At 68.2% G+C, this 20000-nt stretch carries 15 protein-coding genes and 2 tRNA genes; 9 read left to right on the forward strand and 8 right to left on the reverse strand.

What is annotated here, in order from left to right; all coding sequences use genetic code 11:
• Positions 1 to 223 precede the first annotated feature (223 nt).
• Both NJ1_RS16850 and NJ1_RS16855 read right to left on the reverse strand, forming a co-directional pair.
• On the reverse strand, positions 224 to 1357 hold the full coding sequence (locus tag NJ1_RS16850; protein ID WP_084478404.1) for a GGDEF domain-containing protein: 1134 nt from the start codon (positions 1355 to 1357) through the stop codon (positions 224 to 226).
• 246 nt (positions 1358 to 1603) lie between these two features.
• Positions 1604 to 3349, reverse strand: coding sequence for a VanW family protein (locus NJ1_RS16855; RefSeq protein ID WP_067694823.1), 1746 nt, complete (start codon positions 3347 to 3349; stop codon positions 1604 to 1606).
• 309 nt (positions 3350 to 3658) lie between these two features.
• On the opposite strand from NJ1_RS16855, the gene gnd reads away from it, so the two are divergent.
• The gene (gnd, locus tag NJ1_RS16865; RefSeq protein WP_067695090.1) at positions 3659 to 4687 is read left to right on the forward strand and encodes a phosphogluconate dehydrogenase (NAD(+)-dependent, decarboxylating); all 1029 of its coding nucleotides are present in this window, start codon (positions 3659 to 3661) and stop codon (positions 4685 to 4687) included.
• 199 nt (positions 4688 to 4886) lie between these two features.
• Here the strand turns inward: gnd and NJ1_RS16870 are convergent, their stop codons facing one another.
• Both NJ1_RS16870 and NJ1_RS16875 read right to left on the reverse strand, forming a co-directional pair.
• Positions 4887 to 6269 (reverse strand): lipase family protein, encoded by a 1383-nt coding sequence (locus tag NJ1_RS16870; protein ID WP_067694829.1) that lies wholly within the window; start codon positions 6267 to 6269, stop codon positions 4887 to 4889.
• Positions 6269 to 7549 (reverse strand): hypothetical protein, encoded by a 1281-nt coding sequence (locus NJ1_RS16875; protein ID WP_067694832.1) that lies wholly within the window; start codon positions 7547 to 7549, stop codon positions 6269 to 6271. The genes NJ1_RS16870 and NJ1_RS16875 overlap by 1 nt, the downstream gene beginning before the upstream one ends.
• Before the next feature lie 500 nt (positions 7550 to 8049).
• On the opposite strand from NJ1_RS16875, the gene NJ1_RS16880 reads away from it, so the two are divergent.
• From NJ1_RS16880 to NJ1_RS16890, 3 genes are all read left to right on the forward strand, one after another.
• Positions 8050 to 9210: a glycoside hydrolase family 3 N-terminal domain-containing protein gene (locus tag NJ1_RS16880; RefSeq protein ID WP_067694836.1), complete on the forward strand. Its 1161-nt coding sequence runs from the start codon at positions 8050 to 8052 to the stop codon at positions 9208 to 9210.
• Between the two features lie 132 nt (positions 9211 to 9342).
• The gene (locus tag NJ1_RS16885; RefSeq protein WP_067694839.1) at positions 9343 to 9948 is read left to right on the forward strand and encodes a TetR/AcrR family transcriptional regulator; all 606 of its coding nucleotides are present in this window, start codon (positions 9343 to 9345) and stop codon (positions 9946 to 9948) included.
• Positions 9949 to 10161: 213 nt separating this feature from the next.
• Entirely contained in the window at positions 10162 to 11757 is a 1596-nt protein-coding gene (locus tag NJ1_RS16890; RefSeq protein WP_067694842.1) for a DUF5685 family protein, read from the forward strand.
• A 233-nt stretch (positions 11758 to 11990) separates the two neighbouring features.
• Here NJ1_RS16890 and NJ1_RS16895 read toward each other — a convergent pair whose 3' ends face one another.
• Together NJ1_RS16895 and NJ1_RS16900 are read right to left on the reverse strand one after the other, a co-directional pair.
• Positions 11991 to 12857: a MaoC family dehydratase gene (locus NJ1_RS16895; protein WP_084478431.1), complete on the reverse strand. Its 867-nt coding sequence runs from the start codon at positions 12855 to 12857 to the stop codon at positions 11991 to 11993.
• Positions 12857 to 14263 (reverse strand): 3-oxoacyl-ACP reductase, encoded by a 1407-nt coding sequence (locus NJ1_RS16900; protein ID WP_067694848.1) that lies wholly within the window; start codon positions 14261 to 14263, stop codon positions 12857 to 12859. Before NJ1_RS16900 ends, NJ1_RS16895 begins: the two co-directional genes overlap by 1 nt.
• A 120-nt stretch (positions 14264 to 14383) precedes the next feature.
• Here NJ1_RS16900 and NJ1_RS16905 point away from each other — a divergent pair, with 120 nt between their 5' ends.
• The 3 genes from NJ1_RS16905 to NJ1_RS16915 all read left to right on the forward strand — a co-directional run bounded on the left by NJ1_RS16905 (position 14384) and on the right by NJ1_RS16915 (position 16063).
• Positions 14384 to 15706: an acetyl-CoA C-acetyltransferase gene (locus NJ1_RS16905; protein WP_067695093.1), complete on the forward strand. Its 1323-nt coding sequence runs from the start codon at positions 14384 to 14386 to the stop codon at positions 15704 to 15706.
• Between the two features lie 202 nt (positions 15707 to 15908).
• A tRNA-Ala gene (locus NJ1_RS16910) sits at positions 15909 to 15984 on the forward strand.
• A gap of 7 nt (positions 15985 to 15991) precedes the next feature.
• Positions 15992 to 16063, forward strand: a tRNA-Cys gene (locus NJ1_RS16915).
• A gap of 42 nt (positions 16064 to 16105) precedes the next feature.
• Here NJ1_RS16915 and NJ1_RS16920 read toward each other — a convergent pair.
• Both NJ1_RS16920 and NJ1_RS16925 read right to left on the reverse strand, forming a co-directional pair.
• Positions 16106 to 17488 (reverse strand): ADP-ribosylglycohydrolase family protein, encoded by a 1383-nt coding sequence (locus tag NJ1_RS16920; RefSeq protein ID WP_218025217.1) that lies wholly within the window; start codon positions 17486 to 17488, stop codon positions 16106 to 16108.
• A gap of 6 nt (positions 17489 to 17494) precedes the next feature.
• A complete protein-coding gene (locus tag NJ1_RS16925; protein WP_067694851.1) occupies positions 17495 to 17989 on the reverse strand; it encodes a hypothetical protein in 495 nt (164 codons plus the stop codon).
• Positions 17990 to 18169: 180 nt separating this feature from the next.
• Between NJ1_RS16925 and NJ1_RS16930 the strand changes: the two genes are divergently transcribed.
• Positions 18170 to 18655, forward strand: coding sequence for a universal stress protein (locus NJ1_RS16930; protein ID WP_067694853.1), 486 nt, complete (start codon positions 18170 to 18172; stop codon positions 18653 to 18655).
• Positions 18656 to 18878: 223 nt separating this feature from the next.
• Positions 18879 to 19970, forward strand: a complete 1092-nt coding sequence (locus NJ1_RS16935) for an isochorismate synthase (protein WP_067694856.1) — start codon at positions 18879 to 18881, stop codon at positions 19968 to 19970.
• The last annotated feature ends 30 nt before the right edge of the window (positions 19971 to 20000 follow it).

Raw genomic sequence — 20000 nt, forward strand, 5'->3', positions numbered from 1 at the left:
TTTCCACAGCGTGAACACACACTGCGGCCCGGGGTTCTCCCCGGGCCGCAGTGCTGTTTCCGCTGGCAGTTCGCCCGTGTGACGACCGCTTGCGCGAATCATCCACAGATACACACAGTTTCATCCACAGGCTGTGAATAATGTTGGGGGCGTGGCGAACCCCGCACCACCCGAGCGGACTCACGAACGGGCCGGCACCTCAGCCGAGCGATGATCGCCGCCGTCACCCGTGCGAGGACCGCGGCGAGACCGGGACGTTCTCGTCCGGGCCGGCCATGACCACGGTGTTGCCGCCCGAGCGCTTCGCCCGGTACATGGCCTCGTCGGCCCCGCGCAGCAGGTAGTCCGGGCGGAACCGCCGGGAATCGCCCTCCAGCACGACGACGCCGATGCTGGCGGTGACCGGGGTCCGGCCCGCGTCGGACGCCGCGATGGCGCGGCACAGCCGTTCGGCCTCGGCGGCCGCCGCCTCGGCCGCCAATCGTTCGACCACCACGAATTCCTCACCGCCGCTGCGCGCGACGATGGCCCCCGGCAAGGCCGCCGCGCGCAGGCAGGCGGCGATCCGGATCAGCACCTGGTCGCCGGCGGAATGGCCGAGGGTGTCGTTCACCGTCTTGAACCGGTCCAGGTCCACGGTCATGACGCAGATCGGCGTGGTGCGGTCGCAACGGTCGAACCAGCCCGAGAGGTAGTAGTCCAGGCCGCGTCGGTTCAGCAGGCCGGTCAGCGGGTCCGAGAGCGCGTCCATGCGCAGCAGCCAGTAGCAGAAGTGCAGCGGCGGAAGCACTCCGACGGTCGCCGCGGCCATGGTCAGGACCACCGCGATCGAGGGCGCGAGCGCGCCGCCGTCGATGACCACCATGAGCACCGCCAGCATGAACACCGTCAGCACCGCCCACAGCGTGTGCAGAACCAGGATTCGCGAGCCGTGGAACAGCGTCAGATAGGCGCCCGTGACGATGAGCATCATGGCGGTCATGGCGGCGAACAGGCGATCGCTGTCGGACAGGCATCCGGCGGTGATGAGCACGTCCGCGGTCGCGAGCAGCAGCAGCGAGACGCGTTCGCTCGGCCACGGCGCGAACCACCAGAACAGGGCCCACAGTCCGGCGGCCAGCACGTCCAGCGCGTAGATCGTGTTGCCGAGCGCGCCGGTGGGCCCGGTCGGCGATATCCAGTTCAGCACCGTGATCACGAAGATGAGCGCGCCGCCCGCCCCCACCACGGCCTTGATCGGCCCCAGCGCCCCGCTGGCCCGCAGCGTCCGCACCAGCCAGCGGTAGTCGACATGGTCGCGCCACCAGGCGCGCACCAAGGCACGCCTGTCTCGTCCGGGACTTCCGCTCGTATCCAACGTGGATCCTTTTTTCAGGTCCTGTCGATCACCGAACTATCCGGGAACTTCGCGTCCGCCAAGTCTAGGCAACCCGCCGCGTCCCCGCCGACCTCGGTTCATCGACGATGGGCGCTCGCACGGTCAGCGACCCCGGACGCTCCCGGGAGTGATGCACGACACTCCGCGGGCGAATCGATCTCCCGAGCCGTACCCGGGGTCGAGGGTGACCGCCTGCCGGAGATGTGCGAGCGATTGCGCGAAGTCCTACTCGCACTTCACGACCGGGATAGGGTCGTACTTCACCGTCCTGGTGTGCCGCGAGATTTCCTTGCCGGTGGCCGCATCCCGGATGACACGGGTGTCGGAGGTGGTGAAACCGGGTGCGCCGTCCGAGGCGATGCAGTCCTTGCCCTTGGGGAGGGTGACCGTATTCGGCTCGGTGGGCTTGTTCCGCTCCCCCGTGATCGACTCCACCTCCACGGCCTTGGTGCTCCACATGCGCACCGTGACCTCGGAGGAGTCGGCCGTGGTCTCGATGACGATGCCGTACGGGGTGTTGTTGCGGAACTTCAGATCGATCGCGCCGTCGAACACCGTCGCCTCACGCGCCGCCGGATAGCGCGAGATGTAGTAGCTGTGCTCGGTGTGCCCGGCGTCCTCGAGACCCGAGAAGTAGGCCGCGTTGTAGAGGGTGGTCGCGAACTGGCTGATACCGCCGCCGACCGCCGTGCTCGGGCGGCCGTGGTCGATGATGCCGGACTCCACGTACCCCTGTTCGACGCCCCGGGTGCCGGTGAAGTCGTTGAGCGAGAAGGTATCTCCCGGCCGCACCACCGCGCCGTTCACCTTCGCCGCGACGGTCCGGATGTTCACGCCGGAGGGACCGCTGAAACCGCCGGTGGTGAAGGAGCCGATCACCTGCTTGACGCCGAGCTTCTCGGCGTCGGGGGTGGTCAGCTTCGGTTGCACCTGCCCGTAGACGACGGTCCTGGACCGCTCGCCACGCGAAACCAGCAGGGTGGCAAGCCCTTCGAAGGTCTTGTCCCAGTCGACGGTGTCGCCGACGACCGCGGGGACCAGCGTCGCACGACTGCCGCTGAAGGTGAAGGTCGCGTCCTTGGGCTCCACCTCGGTGGGCTTCAGCTGCGGGCCGAGCACCGCGACGAGGGCCTCCGAGTTGTACGAAAGGGCAAGTCCGCCTTGCCCGTCCGGGCGGAAGGACAGGGCGCCGGCGAGCTGCGCCGGATCCAGCACCCCGTTGCCGCCCTTGCCGGTGAACGTGACCGGTGCGGCGACCGCGGGCTGTGCGATCTCCTTCAGCGCCCGGTCCACCGCCTGCGAGCTCACCGTGGCCTCGGTTTCGACGGCGGGCAGTTCCAGCACCGAACCGTCGGCCCAGTGTTCGGTCAGGACAGCGCGGGCGGTCGTCGCGTCGAGTACTCGACCGGGCACCGGCCGCACCGGCACGGGTTTACCCTGATCGAACACCACGGTGCCCTCCACGGGCTGGCGATCGTGGGCGCGCAGGGCCTGCAACTGGCGGTCCATCGCGGTGGACTCGACGGTGGAGACGGGCTCGATGTCCCGGTCCACGAACACGGACGCGAGGCGTGTGAAGGGATTCACCGGCTGTGAGCCGATGCGGTCCCAGGTGGCGTCCCAGTCCACGGCGAGACCGGCGTCACGCGGCACCAGATCCGTGGTGAAATCCCCGACCTGCACGGTGAGCGGCCGGCCGATCCGGGTGTCGAGTTCCGATTCCAGCTCGTTCCGCGCGGCGGCGCGGTCCATGCCGCCGATATCGATTCCGGCTACCTGCACGCCGCGGGGCACCTGCCCGGACGACAGCGACCAGTCCAGCGCGAAGGCCACACCTCCGGCGGCCATCAGCACACCCACCGCGATCCCGGCGCGGCGCGCCGTGGCGGAGTTCAGGAATTGCCGTCCGGGTGCCGGTTCCTCGGGGGGCTGCGGCGCGCGTGTGTGGCGTCCGGGACTTCCGCTGGTCACTGACCGTCCTCCCAGTGGTCGAAGGCAATCCCGCACCGCGCGAGAGCCCGCCCCACCATAGTGGGCGGCTCCGACACGTGCAGCCCGCTCGAGTTCGCAGCAAACTTTGTGCAACCGGTCATGATTGACCCGAACCCGAATATGAAACGGCTCCGTGCGGTTGCCGGGTCGGGGGTCTGGCAACAGCACGGAGCCACCCCGTCTATCGAGTACCGCTCGGCGGCGTTACACATGATCTCGATGCGGTCGGAAAAATTTCCGGACGGGCACAATTGGGACAATCAAGTCGAACGATTCGAGGAGATGTCTATGCAGCTCGGAATGATCGGACTCGGCCGGATGGGCGCGAACATCGTGCGTCGCATCGTCGCGCACGGGCACACCGCGATCGGCTTCGAACGGCACAGCCCGCACATCGACGAATTGAGCGCCGAGCTCGGCGACAGCTTCGCCGGCACCACCGAGCTGCCGAAATTCGTGGCCATGCTCGACACACCCCGCGTGGTGTGGGTGATGATCCCCGCCGGGGCGACCGGCGCGGTGATCGATCAGCTGGCCGAACTGCTCGAACCCGGCGATATCGTCATCGACGGCGGGAACAGCCGCTACCACGAGGACATCGCGCGGGCGCAGTCGCTGCGCCCCAAGGGCATTCACTATCTCGACATCGGCACCTCGGGCGGCGTCTTCGGCCTCGAACGCGGCTTCTGCCTGATGATCGGCGGCGAGACGCCGCAGGTCGAGTACCTGGACCCGCTGCTGAAGTCCATCGCCCCCGGCGTCGAGGCCGCCCCGCGCACCCCCGGGCGCACCGGTGCGCCCTCCACCGCCGAGCAGGGCTATCTGCACTGCGGCCCGGCCGGCGCCGGGCACTTCGTGAAGATGGTGCACAACGGAATCGAGTACGGCGCGATGGCCGCCTACTCCGAGGGCATGAACATCCTGCACAGGGCGAACATCGGAAACCAGCAGGACACCGAGCATTCGGCCGAGGTCACGCCGCTGGAGCATCCCGAGTTCTACCAATACGACATCGACATCCCGGAGGTCACCGAGGTATGGCGGCGCGGGTCGGTGGTGGCCTCCTGGCTGCTCGACCTCACCGCCGCCGCGCTGTACGCGGACCCCAACCTGGATTCCTTCGGCGGCCGCGTCTCCGATTCGGGCGAGGGCCGCTGGACCCTCGACGCCGCCATCGACGAGGGCGTCCCGGCCCCCGTACTGTCCTCGGCGCTGTTCCAGCGCTTCGCCTCTCGCGGGGAGTCGCTGTACGCGGACAAGGTGCTCTCGGCCATGCGCCAGGCCTTCGGCGGTCACCACGAGTTGCCGAAACAGTAGATTCCGGACCGGTATTCGGCCGATTTCGGGCCGAAAGTGCTTGCACAACAGTTGCTCCCGACCGCTTCGGCCGGGAGCAACGTGTCGTTCAGGGCGTCAGAAACCCAGCGCCTGGGCTGCCATCTTCGCGACCGCGAGCGGTCCGAAGGTGAGCAGGTAGATCAATCCGTCCACGAGTGCCACCATGGGACACCACCTTTCAATCGAAGTTGCTGTCTATCCAGTCGATGGTCTGCATACCGAACAGGTCCACGCCCCAGCCGTACATATCGGTGATGAAGCGCTCCATGCTGCAGTCGGTCGGCGCGTAGGTGACCTCCGCCCCCTGCGCGCGATAGGTGTCGGCCAGATCGCGAGCGTCCTTGGCGGGCACCAGCGACATGGGCGAATCGTCCTTGGCGCAGGACGAGATCATGATCTTCGACTTCGGGGTTCCGTTGCGGCCCAGCACATTGTTCTGGAAGGCGCGCTGGAAGTCCGGCTCGTCGGCCGGGTTCAGACCCGAGTCGAACAGCGCTTCCATCGGCACGAACGGCAGCCCGAAGTAGGCGGGCACCTGGCACTGGGTGCGGTAGAAGTTCGCCAGCGCCTGTCCGGCCGGGTTCAGCTTGGCGTTGACCTGCATCTCCGGGTACCACGGTTCGAGCCCGAGCAGCGTGGCGAGCGCGAAGCCCGAACCGATCGAACCGCTGGTGACCCGCATGAAATTGGCCGGATCGACCACCATGCCCTCGAGCAGCGTCGACTTGATGTCCAGTTCCGGCGCGTACGCCGGAGCCATCTCCGCCGAGAACGCCGCGCCGACACCGCCGCCGGCGATCCCGAACAGGGCGATCTGGGTGGCGTCGCTCAAACCCGACGCCGGCAGCCGCAGCGCCGCACGCGCGCCGTCCAATTGGGCGTGCCCGGAGTAGGTGCCGACGAAGACGCCGTGCGGATTGCGGTCCGCGTCGTTGCCGACGTCGGAGATCATCACCGCGTAGCCCTTGTCGAACATCATCGCCAGCGGGCCCAGCGCCGACCACGAGGAGCCGTCCAGCGGTGCGCCGCCGGTCCACTGGGTACTGGGATGACACGACCAGCCGACGCTGTCGTTGGCCTCCTGGTAGGAGATGAGCCGACGCTCGGCGGCGGGCTTGCCGTCCTTCGGGATCATCAGGATGCCGGTGCTGATCACGGGCGTGACGCCGTCCGGGGCGGTGGTCACGTACATCAGCTTGTGCGCGTCGACGGTCGTCGGCTTCACGCCGAGGAACATCACGTCCACCGGCTTGGATTTCAGGATGGTGCCGGGCTTTTCGGCCCCGGTGAGCGGGGGCTCCTGGTAGAAGGGGTCATTCGCGAGCAGGGCCTCGAATTTCTCCTCCGGGGAAGCGTTTTCGGCGCTGTTCAGGGTGCCGACCACGAATCCGTTGAACACCCGGTCGATGCCGGGCACCGGGTTCACCGGCGCGGGCCGCGTCGGCTCCGGAGCCGACGGGGCCGGATTCGACGGGGTGGCGGGCTCCGCGGCGGCGACGGACGCGCCGGTGAGCAACAGGGCCGCGCTCAGCAGGGTCGCGGGCAGTTTCCAGCGCGGCATCACCGCACCGCCGTCGCCGAAGTCGCGGAGGTCACCTGGAGCTGGCGGGCGGCCGAGTCCAGCAGCTGCGGGATGTTCAGCAGCGGGCGGTGCGACTCCATCTGCGTCTCGTAGGGTGTGCGCATGGTGGCCTCCAGAGCCGGCCAGTTGTTCTCGACCTGATCGCGATATTTGGGCAGCAGTTCACCGGTGATGTAGTCCCACCGGTCGTCCAGGACCGACCAATTCCATTCCGGCAGCGGCAGAGTCAACAGGGACGCCTGACCGTCGGCGGCGGTGAACGGAATCCGGATCGGCCGGAACGCGCGCGGCGGAACCACGCCCGCGACCGACGGCGATCCCGCCGCGCCACTGAGATAGGTGATCGCCTCACCGACATCGCCCTTGTACGAACGCACTTCGTCCCACTGCCGGGCGATGGCCCAGGATTGTTCGCGGCGCAGCAGCGCCCGGTTGCCGGTGGCGATGCGCTCACCGTCGCCCGAGGCGACGTCCCGCCACGCGGTCATGATGTCGTCCCCGAACAGGCCGGCCGCCTGAAACTCCTCCAGCGCAGGCAATCCCGCGGTGACGTAGGCGTCGTGCATGGGCATCAGGTCCGAGAAGATGTTCTTCTGCATCACCAGGATCATCCCGATGACGTAGCGCACATCCTCCGGCGTGATGTTCGGGGCGGCCGAGGCCAGTGCGCGCAAACCGTTGGGCAGCAGCGCGACCGCCTGCGGTCCCGCGGCCTGCTGCACCGCACCCAGTACCGAGCGCGCGGCGTCGGAAAGCCCGGGCAGGCCGTAGATGTCCGAGCCCATCAGCTCGAAATCGATGAGGCCGCCGCCGAAGTCGGCCCCGACCTGTCCGCCCATACCGGCCCACTGCAGTTCCCGGTGTCCGAGCTGCAGATCCTCGTAGTAGCGGTAGGACTTGACCAGGTTGGCGCGGTTGGCCTGCACTCCGGTGCGCGGATCCCAGGAGCGCAGGTCGATGCCCGCCTTCCCGGTCGCGTCGACCAGCCAGTACTGGTAGAGCAGCGCGGCGTACCGGGTGGGCGGTACGCCCGCTGCCCGGGCCTGATCCAGCAGGCCGCCGAGTTCCGCGTGGTCGTAGGGCAGTGCGGGGTTGACTCCGCCGGGTCCCTGCGCCGCATCGCGATTGACCAGGGGCAGGTCCAGGTAGCGGTCTATGCCTCCCGCCGCGGTCGCGGCGGGAGGCATCGCGACGAGACCGATTCCCACCAGGGCCGCAAGGACCAGTCCCCCGCCGCGCAACAGTGCGCCTATTCGCATGATGTCGTGAGCCTTTCGTTCTTCGCTATCGGTCGAACGAGACGAGACAATTCAGATTGCCGATCAATTGCCTTAATACCGATTTAACGTGGAGGCACGTTACAGACAGTGACCACTGGACGATGTAGGTGGCATATCAGCTCGAGCAACGCGCTTGACAAGATCGAATGACGCACCGGCGCAACGAATTGCCTGATGGTTGCGGATTTTCGATCAACTCCCGAAACCGTGAATGTCACTTTCGTAATTCAAACAATGAGTTGGATCACATCGAATGCATCGTTGATATAAATGCAGCGCAAAGGCCGGGTATCTCACAGCCGCCACGCAATTCGCGAATTGCCGTTTCGCAGGTGATCGCCGGGGCGTACGTGATTCGGTTCACACATCTCGGGAGGTGTGACACTCCGTGCGAAGCACCGTGCGCGACGGCCGAAGCGGCAGCTCCACACGGGTGTCAGCTACCACCGGCGCGCGGAACCCCAGTACCGTCGGGTTCCATGCGCACACTTCCGGGAATCGTGCTCGCAATGACAGCCGTCGTGCTGACCGCCTGCTCCGGCGGCGGCTCGACGAACGAATCAGCGCCCAGCACTACGGAATCCAGCACCGGCGCCACGACGCCACCCACCTCCACAGCGGCGCAACAGGATTGCAAGGCCGGGTATCTGTCGCAGTTCACGTTGCGGCAGAAGCTGGCCCAGTTGCTGACGGTCGGCGTGACAGGCGAGGCCGATGCCGAGAACGTGGTGCGGACCGAACAGGTCGGCGGGATCTTCGTCGGCGGCTGGACCGACAAGGCCTTACTGGCGCAACATCAGATCGACAAGGTCAAGGCCGCGTCGCGGACCCCGTTGATGGTCACCATCGACGAAGAGGGCGGCCGGGTGTCACGGGTGAAGGACCTGATCGGCGTCGCACCCTCGGCCAGGCAGACCGTGCAGCAGATGAGCGCGGAGGAGTTCTATCGGTTCAGCCTCGATCGGGCGCAGAAGATGCGGCTGCTCGGGATCACGGTCGATTTCGCGCCCGATGTGGATGTCAGCAGCCAGCCGGACGATTCGGTGATCGGCGACCGTTCCTTCTCCGATGATCCGGACGTGGTGGTGGAGTACGCGGGTGCGGCCATCCGCGGATTGCAGGAGGCCGGGGTGGGCACGGTGATCAAGCACTTCCCGGGCCACGGTTCCGGCTCCGGTGATTCGCACACCGGCGCGGTGCAGACGCCGCCGCTGGCTCAGCTGCAGAACAAGGACCTGGTTCCGTTCCGCAAGCTGATCGGCACCGGTTCGGCGGTCATGGTCGGACACCTGGACGTGCCGGGCCTGACCACCCAGGGTGTGCCCGCCAGCATCAGCCCGCAGGTGATGTCGCTGCTGCGGCAGGGCAACGGCTACGACGCGGCGCCCTTCGACGGCGTCATCTTCACCGACGATCTGGGCGGCATGGCGGCCATCACGGCTCGCATGAGCATCGAGGACGCGGTGGAGGCGGCGCTGGTCGCGGGGGCCGACAACGCCCTGTGGATCACCACGGACGCGGTGCCCACCGTGCTCGATCGGCTGGTTCAGGCGGTGACCGATGGCCGGCTACCGGGAAGCCAGGTGGATGCCTCGGTGATGCGCATGGCAAAGTTCAAGGGCACCGCACCACAGTGCTGAGCACGCCGAGCAGTCGGGTTCACCCCGCTGAGCACGCCGGTCGCGCGCACCTGAGCGAATGACCGGCAATTCGCACTCACCGAACTTACCTTGCAGTAAGATAGGGAGTTCGGACATGCCCTAGGAGAGTGAATGGCTGGCGGAACGAAACGGCTTCCTCGCGCGGTGCGCGAGCAGCAGATGCTCGACGCCGCCGTGGAGGTCTTCTCGCGCAAGGGATATCACGACACCTCGATGGACGCGATCGCCGCCGAGGCGAAGATCTCCAAACCCATGCTCTACCTGTACTACGGCTCCAAGGACGAGCTCTTCCGGGCGTGCATCCACCGGGAGAGCATGCGGTTCATCGAGGCCGTCGCGGTCGCGGGAAATCCCAAGCTCACCCCGCACGAACAGCTGCGCGCCGGCCTCGAGGCCTTCCTGTCCTACGTCGACCACAATCGGCTGTCCTGGCAGGTCCTCTACCGGCAGGCACTCGTCCAGCAACCCTTCGCCTCGGAGATCTCCAACAGTCGTGACCGGGTCATCGAGCTCACCGCCAAACTGCTCGAATCCAGCGCCAAGTACGCCGAACCCGGCACCAACTTCGCGGTGGTCTCGGTCGCCGTGATCGGTGCGGGCGAGGCCATCGCCGACCGCGTCGCCAGCGGGCAGATCGATATGGCCGAGGCCGTCGACCTGCTCGACGATCTCGCCTGGCGCGGTCTGTCGGGCAAGAAGAAGGCCGAGCAGAGCTGAGCGACGCGGTGGGCGATTCGCCTGCCGCCCCGCGCAAGTCGCGTCTCGCGGAGGACAACCGGCACGATCTCGATCTCGCGACGTCTCGCGGCGCGGCGAGCGAGTCGGCCCTCACCGCCGTCCGGCTTGCTCCGAGCTCGCTGACCTGCAACAGTTCGCTCGAATGATGTTGTAGGAGCGGCCGGGTGTCTCGGCCGGGACCCAGGGGCTCTCTTGTTCGGATTACTGAAGCCGTGTTCGCACAGCGCCGCCTCGTACGGAATCGATCCCGCCACCTGGCAGACCCATATGTGCGGTCTCTGCCTCGGATTGCGCGACGGCCACGGCCAAACCGCCCGCGCCGCAACCAATACCGATGCGCTTCTGCTGGGCGTCCTCACCGAGGCACAGCAGTCCGGACCCGCCGCCCGCGATACCGCCGCGCCCTGCCCGCTGCGGGGAATGCGCCGGGCTTCCGTCGCTCCCGCGAACTCCCCCGGCGTCCAGCTCGCCGCCACCGCCTCGCTTCTGCTGGGCGCGGCGAAGATTCGCGACCACCTCGACGACGGCGATACCTCCCGGATGGCCCGCCGCCCCCTCGCCCGCGTCTCCACGCGCTGGTACACCCGCGCCCGCGCCGCGGCAGGCCCCATCGGCCTGGACATCGAGCCCCTCATCGCGGCCATCGAATCCCAGGTCGCCCTCGAACGCGCGGCCCTGGCGGGCAGCCTCGGCGCCGCCACCGCGAGCAGCGTCACCGTCCCGTCTCGGCCAGGGGCTCTCGAACTGCCCTCGGCGCCGACAGCGGTTGCGGACGAATTCCGCTCTGCCGAAGCCACACTCGCGCACTCGACCTCGGCACGCGGGCTCCCCGGGGACGATGCCGCACAGCGCCGAGCACTCCTGGACTCGTTGACCGCGCCGACTCAGGTGTGCGCGGCGGAGTTGTTCGCGCACACCGCCATCCTGGCCGATCGTCCCGAGAACGCGGCCGCCCTGCGTGAGGCCGGCTGGCACTTCGGCCGCATCGCCCATCTGGCCGACGCCATCGAGGATCTCGACCAGGACCGCGCGGCAGGAAAGTTCAACCCGCTCACGGTCACCGGCACGACCGTCGAGGAAGCGCATTCCGTACTGCGCGAATCGAATTCGATGCTGCGCGCGGCCCTGATCCGCGTCGGCCTCCAGCGCGCGGCCACCGTCCGCTGGATGCTCCTGGACCCGCTGAACGCCGTGGTCCGCAAGCTGGGGCGAGCCGCCGGAGTTGTCCACAGTTGTACAACCCATGCCTGTGGATCGCACCGCCCCGCAACCGATCTCCCCATGTCACACCTCGACACCGCCGACACCAGGGACATCGTGGCCACCGTCGGTGTTCGAAACGCCCCGGATGTCGGCATCAGCCTCGGCACGGGCACCGATGCGAGTCCGGATTTCGGCAAGGGTGCGGGAGCGAGCACGCGCCGAGTCATCGGCAGCGCGACCCCCGCGCACGGCTTCAGGTCGTTCGTCCCACTCGACGCCGTCCGGATCGCCGGCATCACGACGGCTGTCACCGCCGTGCACGGCACGGAGCCCCCGCGGACACCGTCCCGCGGCCCCGGCATCGTGGAGGGCATCGGGATCATCCTGACCCAGTACTGCACCGGCTACGCCTGCTGTGCCGAGCACACCCGGCCGTGCAGCGGCGAGCGCAAGGGCCCCTGGGCACAACGCCTCGGCTGCGACTGCGACGGCTGCGAGAACGCCTGCGACTGTGACTGCAACTGCTGCGACGGCTGCGATTGCTGCGACGGCTGCTGCTGCGACGGGTGCGGTTGCGACTGCTGAGCCCGGATACCCGAGAGCCGCGCACCTATCCGGAGCCGGATGTCGAAACCCCTGCGTGGCGACATACGGCGGTGGATCGGTGCGCGGCTCTCGGTTCCCGCCCCGGTGGGGGCCGAAGCTGCAAACAGTACTGTTCGCTGTCCGCGTGTGCCATGGTTCGGGCGAACTATGGCACTTTCGGTCCCTGCTTTGTGGAAGGTGCGCCGGGGTGAACACGAGCCCGGCGCACGACTTCAGCGGATGGTCGCGGTGAGGTGCGGGAAGCCCTTCTTCGGGTTCTTCAGGGCCAGATCCCAGCCGCCCTCGACCTGGTCGGCGTACACGTTGACCGTGGACGGCAGGAAGATCGGCTTGCCGAATTTGACCGCGTAGGTGGCCTTGTCGGGCACCCGCCCCTCGATATTGCTCAGGATGTTGGCCGCGGACCACATGCCGTGCGCGATCGGCTTGGGGAAGCCGAAGGCCTTGGCGCCCAGACCCGAGGTGTGGATCGGGTTGTGGTCACCGGACGCGGAGGCGTACCGGGTGATCGTCTTCTGATCCACCCGCAGCTGGCGCATCGGCGGCGGGGGCACCTCGTCCGGCTTGGGCTCGGGCTTGGGGCCGCCCGAGAGCGAGGTGCGCTGCTGGTGCAGGAAGGTGGTGACCTGACGCCACACCAGTTCCCGGCCCACGTTCACCTCGGTGATCGCGTCCACGAGCAGGCCCTTGGGGTGCTCACGCAGGTTTTCCACGTGCGTCTGGAAATCCAGCGGCTCGGCGACCGAGATCGCCCGGGTCCGCTCGATCACGTTCTCCGCGTGCACCGCGCCGACCGCCACGAACGGGAAGTCGCGAGCGACGACCAGTTGCATGGCGAGCGGGAAGCTCAGCACGAACGGGTAGGTCAGCGGCAGCGAGTCGTTGAAGCGCAGCCCGGTGGCCTTGCAGTAGGCCGCGAGGTGATTCGGGTCGACCTTGAAGCCCTCGAGCCGGACGACCCGATCCGGAATGACCGACTTGCGCGCGGACAGACCGGGCACCGGCAGCGCGCCGAGCGCGGCCTTGACGAACAGGCCCGAGTTCTTCGGCACCTCGCCGAGCGTGATGGTCTGGCTCATCATGCTCCGATCAGGGACTGGCCGCAGACGCGAACGATGTTGCCGGACACCGCGTTCGACGCCGGGGAGGCGAAGTAGGCGATGGTCTCGGCGACGTCGACGGTCTGACCGCCCTGCAGCAGCGAGCTCATCAGGCGACCGGCCTCACGGGTGGTCAGCGGGATGGCCGCGGTCATGGCGGTCTCGATGAAGCCGGGGGCCACCGCGTTGATGGTGATGCCCTTCTCGGCCAGCTTCGGGGCCTCGGCGTTCACCATGCCGATGACACCGGCCTTGGAGGCGCCGTAGTTGGTCTGACCACGGTTACCCGCGATGCCCGCGATGGAGGACACGTCGATGACGCGGCCACCCTCCTTCAGCGCACCCTTGGCGACCAGGCCCTCGGTGATGCGGTGCGGCGCGGCCAGGTTCACGTTGATGACCGAGTTCCAGCGGCCCTCGTCCATGTTGGCGAGCAGCTTGTCGCGGGTGATGCCGGCGTTGTGCACGACGATGTCGATGCCGCCGAAGCGCTCGGTCGCGAACGCGGCCAGCTTCTCCGCGGCGTCGGGCGAGGTGACGTCCAGCGCGAGCGCGGTGCCGCCGACCTTGTTGGCGGTCGCGGACAGCGCCTCACCGGCGGCCGGGATGTCCGCGACGATGACCGTCGCGCCGTCACGGGCGAAGACCTCGGCGATCGTCGCGCCGATGCCGCGAGCGGCGCCGGTGACCACGGCGACCTTGCCGGCGAGCGGCTTGTCCCAGCTGGCCGGGGCGGTCGAGTCGTCCTTGCCGACCCGGAACACCTGGCCGTCGACGAAGGCCGACTTGCCCGAAAGGATGAAGCGCAGAGTCGATTCCAGGCCGGAGGCGGCCGCGGCGGCTTCGGGGTGCAGGTACACCAGGTTGCCGGTGGCGCCGCGCAGCAGCTCCTTGGCGACCGAGCGGCTGAAGCCCTCGAGCGCGCGCTGGGCGATCTGCTCGTCGACGGACGCGGTCAGCTCGGGGGTGGTGCCGATGACCAGGATGCGACCGGACGCGGCGAGGCTGCGCATGGCGGGCTGGAAGAACTCGAAAAGCTGCTGCAGCTCTTCGATGGTGCGCAGGCCGGTGGCGTCGAACACGAGCGCGCCGACCTTGGAGCCCTGGGTGACGGAATCGGCGAAGGTGTAGTCCGGCAACAGGTTACGCAGCGCATCGGCGACGCGACCCTTGCCGCCCACCAGCACCGGGCCCGGCAGGGCGGGCTGTCCGGCGACGTAGCGGCGCAGGTTCTCCGGCTGCGGCAGGCCGAGCTTGCCGGCCAGGAAAGCACCGGGGGCGGAGTGAATGAAAGAGCCGTACAGGTTCGGAGCGCCCTTGCTCTTGCTGGCTGCCACTGTTCCTACCTTCTCTGGTCTCGGCCCCGAGGGCGGCGTTGCGCACATCTGCGGGGTACGGTGTCGACAAATGAACTTACTCCAGAGTAAGTTTAATGTAAACCGACCACCGCCGGTCCCGCCGGATCGAGCGTGCCGGCCATCCCCGACGAGACACTGGAGACTCGAGTGACCACCAAAGCCCGTTCGGCGAAGACAGCGGCCAAGAGCACCAAGCAGGCCCGTCCCGTCGCGATTCTCGGCGGCAACCGGATTCCTTTCGCCCGCTCCGACGGCAAGTACGCGCACGCCTCCAACCAGGACATGTTCACCGCCGCGCTGGACGGCCTGGTCAGCCGCTTCGGCCTGCAGGGCGAGCGCCTGGGCATGGTCGTCGGCGGCGCGGTGCTCAAGCGTGTCGGCGAGCACGGCATGATCCGCGAGAGCGTGCTCGGCTCGACCCTCTCCCCCTACACCCCGGCCCACGATCTGCAGCTCGCCTGCGGCACCGGCCTGCAGTCCATCGTGACCGTGGCGGACGGCATCGCGCTGGGCCGGCTCGAGAACGGCATCGGCGGCGGCACCGACACCACCTCCGACGCGCCCATCGGCGTCAGCGAGTCGATGCGCGAGTGGATGCTCGACGCGAACCGCGCCAAGAACAACAAGGACTACGCCAAGCTGGTCGGCCGCCTGCGCCCGTCCATGGTCGGCATCGAGATCCCGCGCAATGCCGAACCGCGCACCGGACTCTCGATGGGCGAGCACGCCGCCATCACCGCCAAGGAGATGGCCGTCCCGCGTGAGGCGCAGGACGAGCTGGCCTACCTGTCGCACAAGAACATGGCCGCCGCCTACGACCGCGGCTTCTTCGACGACCTGATCACCCCGTTCCTCGGCCTGACCCGTGACGACAACCTGCGTCCCGGCTCGACCGTGGAGAAGCTGTCCACCCTGAAGCCGGTCTTCGGCGTCAAGCTGGGCGATGCCACCATGACCGCCGGTAACTCCACCCCGCTCACCGACGGCGCGTCCGCGGTGCTGCTGGGCAGTGACGAGTGGGCCGCCTCGCGCAACCTCTCGCCGCTGGCGTACCTGGTCGACTCCGAGGTCGCCGCCGTGGATTACATCCACGGTCCCGACGGCCTGCTGATGGCCCCGACCTACGCGGTGCCGCGCATGCTGGCCCGTAACGGCCTGACGCTGCAGGACTTCGACTACTACGAGATCCACGAGGCGTTCGCCTCCGTCGTGCTCGCCACCCTGCAGGGCTGGGAGTCGGATCAGTACTGCAAGGAGCGCCTCGGCCTGGACGCGGCCCTGGGCCCGATCGACCGCAGCAAGCTCAACGTCAACGGTTCCTCGCTCGCCGCGGGCCACCCGTTCGCCGCGACCGGCGGCCGGATCATCGCGGCTACCGCGAAGCTGCTGGCCGAGAACGGCGGCGGCCGCGCACTGGTCTCCATCTGTGCCGCGGGCGGCCAGGGTGTCGTAGCGATCGTCGAGCGCTAGAGACTCGGTCACGCAACACCTTTCACGCCGACGAAGCGGCGGAGATGACATAGGGGCGGTGCCCGGTCCACGGACCGGGCACCGCCTTCGTCGTATCCACCGGCGCAGAATTCGGTGGATCGGCGGAACTCAGGCACCCTCCCAGATCGAGGCGCCGAAATTCGATCGCCTCGGTTCGCCTGTGCTGCTAGGTTTTTCGATGGCCACGGTGTAGCTCAGTAGGTAGAGCACCTTACCCGCAGTGGGGGGGTCGCGGGTTCGATCCCCGCCCCGTGGCCACCTGCTCATGGAGTAGCTCAGCTGGTAGAGCATCCGCATGCACAGCGGAGGCCGCGGGTTCGAATCCCGCCTCCATGACTATCGATGGTCCACCAGGGCCATCTCGGCGTTCCACCGGGGCTATCGGCGTTCCACCAGGGCGAGGGTGCGGGCCGCCAGGTCGGAGATGCTGCTGCTGTCGTAGCCCGCGACCGCGCTGCGCAGGGTGTCGTGCAATGGGTTCGTCCACTGGGCGGGGATCGCGGCAGCTCCGGCGAACACTCCGGCGACCGATCCCGCGGTGGCTGCGTTGGAGTCGGTGTCCCAGCCGCCCTGGACGGTCAGGGCCAGCGTGCGGGTGAAATCGCCCTCACCCCAGAGCAATCCGGCGGCGATCAGGCAGGCGTTGCCGACCGAGTGCACCCAGCTGTAGTGCTCGTGCCGGTCGTGGATCGCCGCGACGGCCCGATCCCACGTCATACCCTCGCGGTGCTGGTCGAGCACCTCGGCCAGCGCGGCCGCCAGCCGGGAGCGCGCGGGAACGACCGCCTGGGAGGCGATCAGCGCGGCGCGCGGACCAGAGGCGGTGAAGGCGGCCGACACCAGTGCGGCAGCCCATCCGGCGGCCCAGAGTCCGTTGCCCACATGGGAAATCGTGGCGTCACGCGTCGCCAGCTCCGCGGCCCGGACGCAATCACCCGGGTTCGTGTAGCCGTAGATATCGGCGCGGGTGAGCGCACCGATCCACTCGCGGTAGGGATTTCGGAAGCTCGCGGTGTCCGGCGGGGCGAAGCCGTCGATGAGATTGCGATAGGCGACCCGCTCGGCGGTGAACGTCTGCAGGAACGGCAGTCGCTCCAGCCACAGCGCCGCGATGTTCTCGGGGGTGAAGGCGGGACCGTGCTGCTCGAGCAGGTGCAAACCCAGAATCGTGTAGTCGAGATCGTCGTCGCGGGGACAGCCGTCGATGCCGCCGAGCGTGGATGTGCGCCAGTCCGAATGCAATCGGAGATCCTCGGGCATCGGCGCACGGACCGGGACGTAGTCGTGCAGCGGATAGCTTCCGACCGGTTCCAGATACTCGCGAATCCGCGCCGGTGTCCAGAGGAAACCGTTCTCCAGCGGCTTTCCCAGCGTGCATCCGGCGCTGCGGCCCAGCCAGCCCCCGTGGATCTTGTCCGCCAGCACATCCGCCGAGAGCACCGGCACGGCGACCAGCCCCGGCGCGCTCGAATCAGACGCGCTCGAATCTGGCCCACTCGACTCGAACAGCGCACCCGCGCTGTTCGAGTCCGCCCACTCCAGATACGACCAGTCGGGCAACCGCGGCGCGGCTTCGATCCGATCCAGCAGACGCCAGCAGGCGGCCTCCAGCGGCCGGTCGGTGTGCGTGAGATCGCGCACTTCCTCGGCGAACTCCGCTACCGCGTAACCGGATTCGTCGCGCTGGCACCATTCGTAGTACAGCAGGGCGCGGGCATCGGCTTCGTGATGGCCGAAGAAGGCGGCCTCGATCGATTGCACCGGGACTCACATCACCGCTCTGGTCGCGTCCACGACTTCCGAGAGCAAAGGTAGCGATTCGTCGCGTTGCGGTGGGCGCGCCCACCAGCGACCTTCGTGCGTATGTCGCCCGAATCCGGTGGGCAGGATGACATTACTGCGGTGCGGGCCGATGTCCACGCTGTTGCGCTCCAGATTTTCCAGGCAGTCGGTGTCGGGGAAGCCGTCGAACACCACTAGAAAAGTACGCCGCGGGGGGCGGTCGCGTACCAGCACCGGACCTGGAATTCCCCGAGATTTCATCTCGTCGAGTATCAAGGCCCCCAACGATTCCGGCGTGTTCAAGGCCGCGACCGTGTCCAGCAACGGCAGCACCACGAAGCCCGGCGTGGTGACGTGCACGTAGGGCAGACCGAAAAGCGAGCGATAGAGTTGCGCCCACTCCTGTGGCGTCGTCGACTCGTCCAACCGCACACTCCACCCCTCGTTCGGGCCCAGCTTCACGACGGCGATGTCGATCATCGGTCACAGCCGACGTTTCTCAGTGAAAACCGGTACCGCCCATCGCACCACCGGTTTGGGTGAATCGTTCGCAAACTGTGGAGAAGCCGCGACAGGGCCGAGGACGGCGGGTCCGCGTATCGGCCGGATTCCGGGGTAACCTCGAGGGGGAAGACAGACGTTCCTACCAGGAGGTTCGTCATGCCGTGCGATGTGATGCTGATCGCCTACGACGGGTCCGAGAACGCGCGCCGGGCTGTGGAATACGCCGGGCGGTTCCTCGCCGCCGACCGCGCGGTGGTGCTGACGGCCTGGGAGCCGATGGTCCGCCAAGCCGCACGACTGTCCGGGCTGTCCGGGGTCATGCAGCCGGAATGGCAACTCGACGACGACATCGAGGACATCGCGTTCGCGGACGCCAGGAACATCAATACCGAGGGCGTCCGGCTCGCCAAGCTCGCGGGACTCAACGCCGAGGCGCGCACGGTCGAATGCACCACGACCGTCTGGACCGCCATCGTGGAGGTGGCGGACGAACTCGATGTGGACATCATCGTGGCCGGCACGCGCGGGGCGACCGGAATCCGGGCGCTCATGCACTCGAGCGTCGCGGACGCCGTGCTCAAACACTGCCACCGGCCCGTGCTCATGGTGCCGCCCGGACGCGAGCCCGAACCGAAACACTGACCGCGGACGGACATCCGATCGACGGCCGCGCCGAGGTGACCCGGCCGCTCGCGTTCAGCTCAATCGGCCGCTCGCGCCCAGCTCGATCGGCCGCTCGCGCCCAGCTCAATCGGCCGCTCGCGCCCAGCTCAATCGGCCGCTCGCGCCCAGGTGAGACGACACCACTGAGAGTTGCGTCGCTCCCCGGTTCCGGTGGACGGCGGGAAGACTAGGTTCGAACGACATGGACGGATTTCTGCTCGCGACGCCCTCGGGGGTCGTCCGCACGACAGGCACCCGCGCGGCGTACGACACCGCGGGCGCCGCTTCGGCCGCGCTGCGGGACGGCGCGGCGGACCTGATCGTCGGGGCACTGCCGTTCGATCCGCGCCGACCGGCCGCGCTGGTGGCCCCCGAACAGGCCCTGCACACCGCCGGATCGTGGCGGCCCGCCGCGCTGCCCACACTGCCCCAGGTGCGCGTCGTCTCCGAAATGCCCAGTGCCGCTGAACATATCGCCCGGGTGACCAAACTGGTCGAGCAACTCGGGGATCCCGATCAGCCGCTGCGCAAGGTGGTCGCCGCGCGCTCGCTCTTCGCCGAGGCCGCGACGCCGCTGGAACCGGAGGTGGTCGCCGCGCACCTGGTCACCCGGCATCCGCGCGCCAATGTGTTCGCCGTGGACCTGTCGGCGGCGGGCAGACCGGGCGACACCCTGATCGGCGCGACGCCCGAGGTGCTCGTCGCGCGGCACGGCCGCACCGTCACCCTGCGACCGCTGGCCGGCACCTCACCCCGCCGCCCCGACCCGGAGGCCGACGCCGAACAGGCGCGAGAACTGCTGGCCAGCAGCAAGAATCGGGAAGAGCACGCGTACGTGATCGACTGGATCCGCGCGCAGCTCGCACCCCTGTGCACCGAGTTCAGCGTCCCGGACGGACCGGAACTGCTGCAGACCCCCGAGGTCTGGCATCTGGCCACGCCGATCACCGGCGTCCTGGCCGATCCGGCCCCCACCGCCCTGGAACTCGCGGTGCTTCTGCACCCCACGCCCGCGGTCTGCGGCACGCCCACCGACCTCGCGCTCGACACCATCGTCGACCTCGAGGGTGATCGCGGTTTCTACGGCGGCGCGGTCGGCTGGTGCGACGAGCGCGGTGACGGCGAATGGGTGGTCGCCATCCGCTGCGCCGAACTCTCCGCCGACGGCCGCTCGCTGCGGGCCTTCGGCGGTGGCGGGATCGTGGCGGCCTCGGACCCCCGCTCGGAACTCGACGAGACCACGGCCAAACTCCGCACCTTCCTCGGCGGCCTGCACTGCACCATCCCGGACTGACCTTTTTCCGGGCCGTTCGGATTTTTCAAG

Source organism: Nocardia jejuensis NBRC 103114 (assembly GCF_001613145.1).
In the GTDB taxonomy this organism is placed as follows: Bacteria; Actinomycetota; Actinomycetes; order Mycobacteriales; family Mycobacteriaceae; genus Nocardia; species Nocardia jejuensis.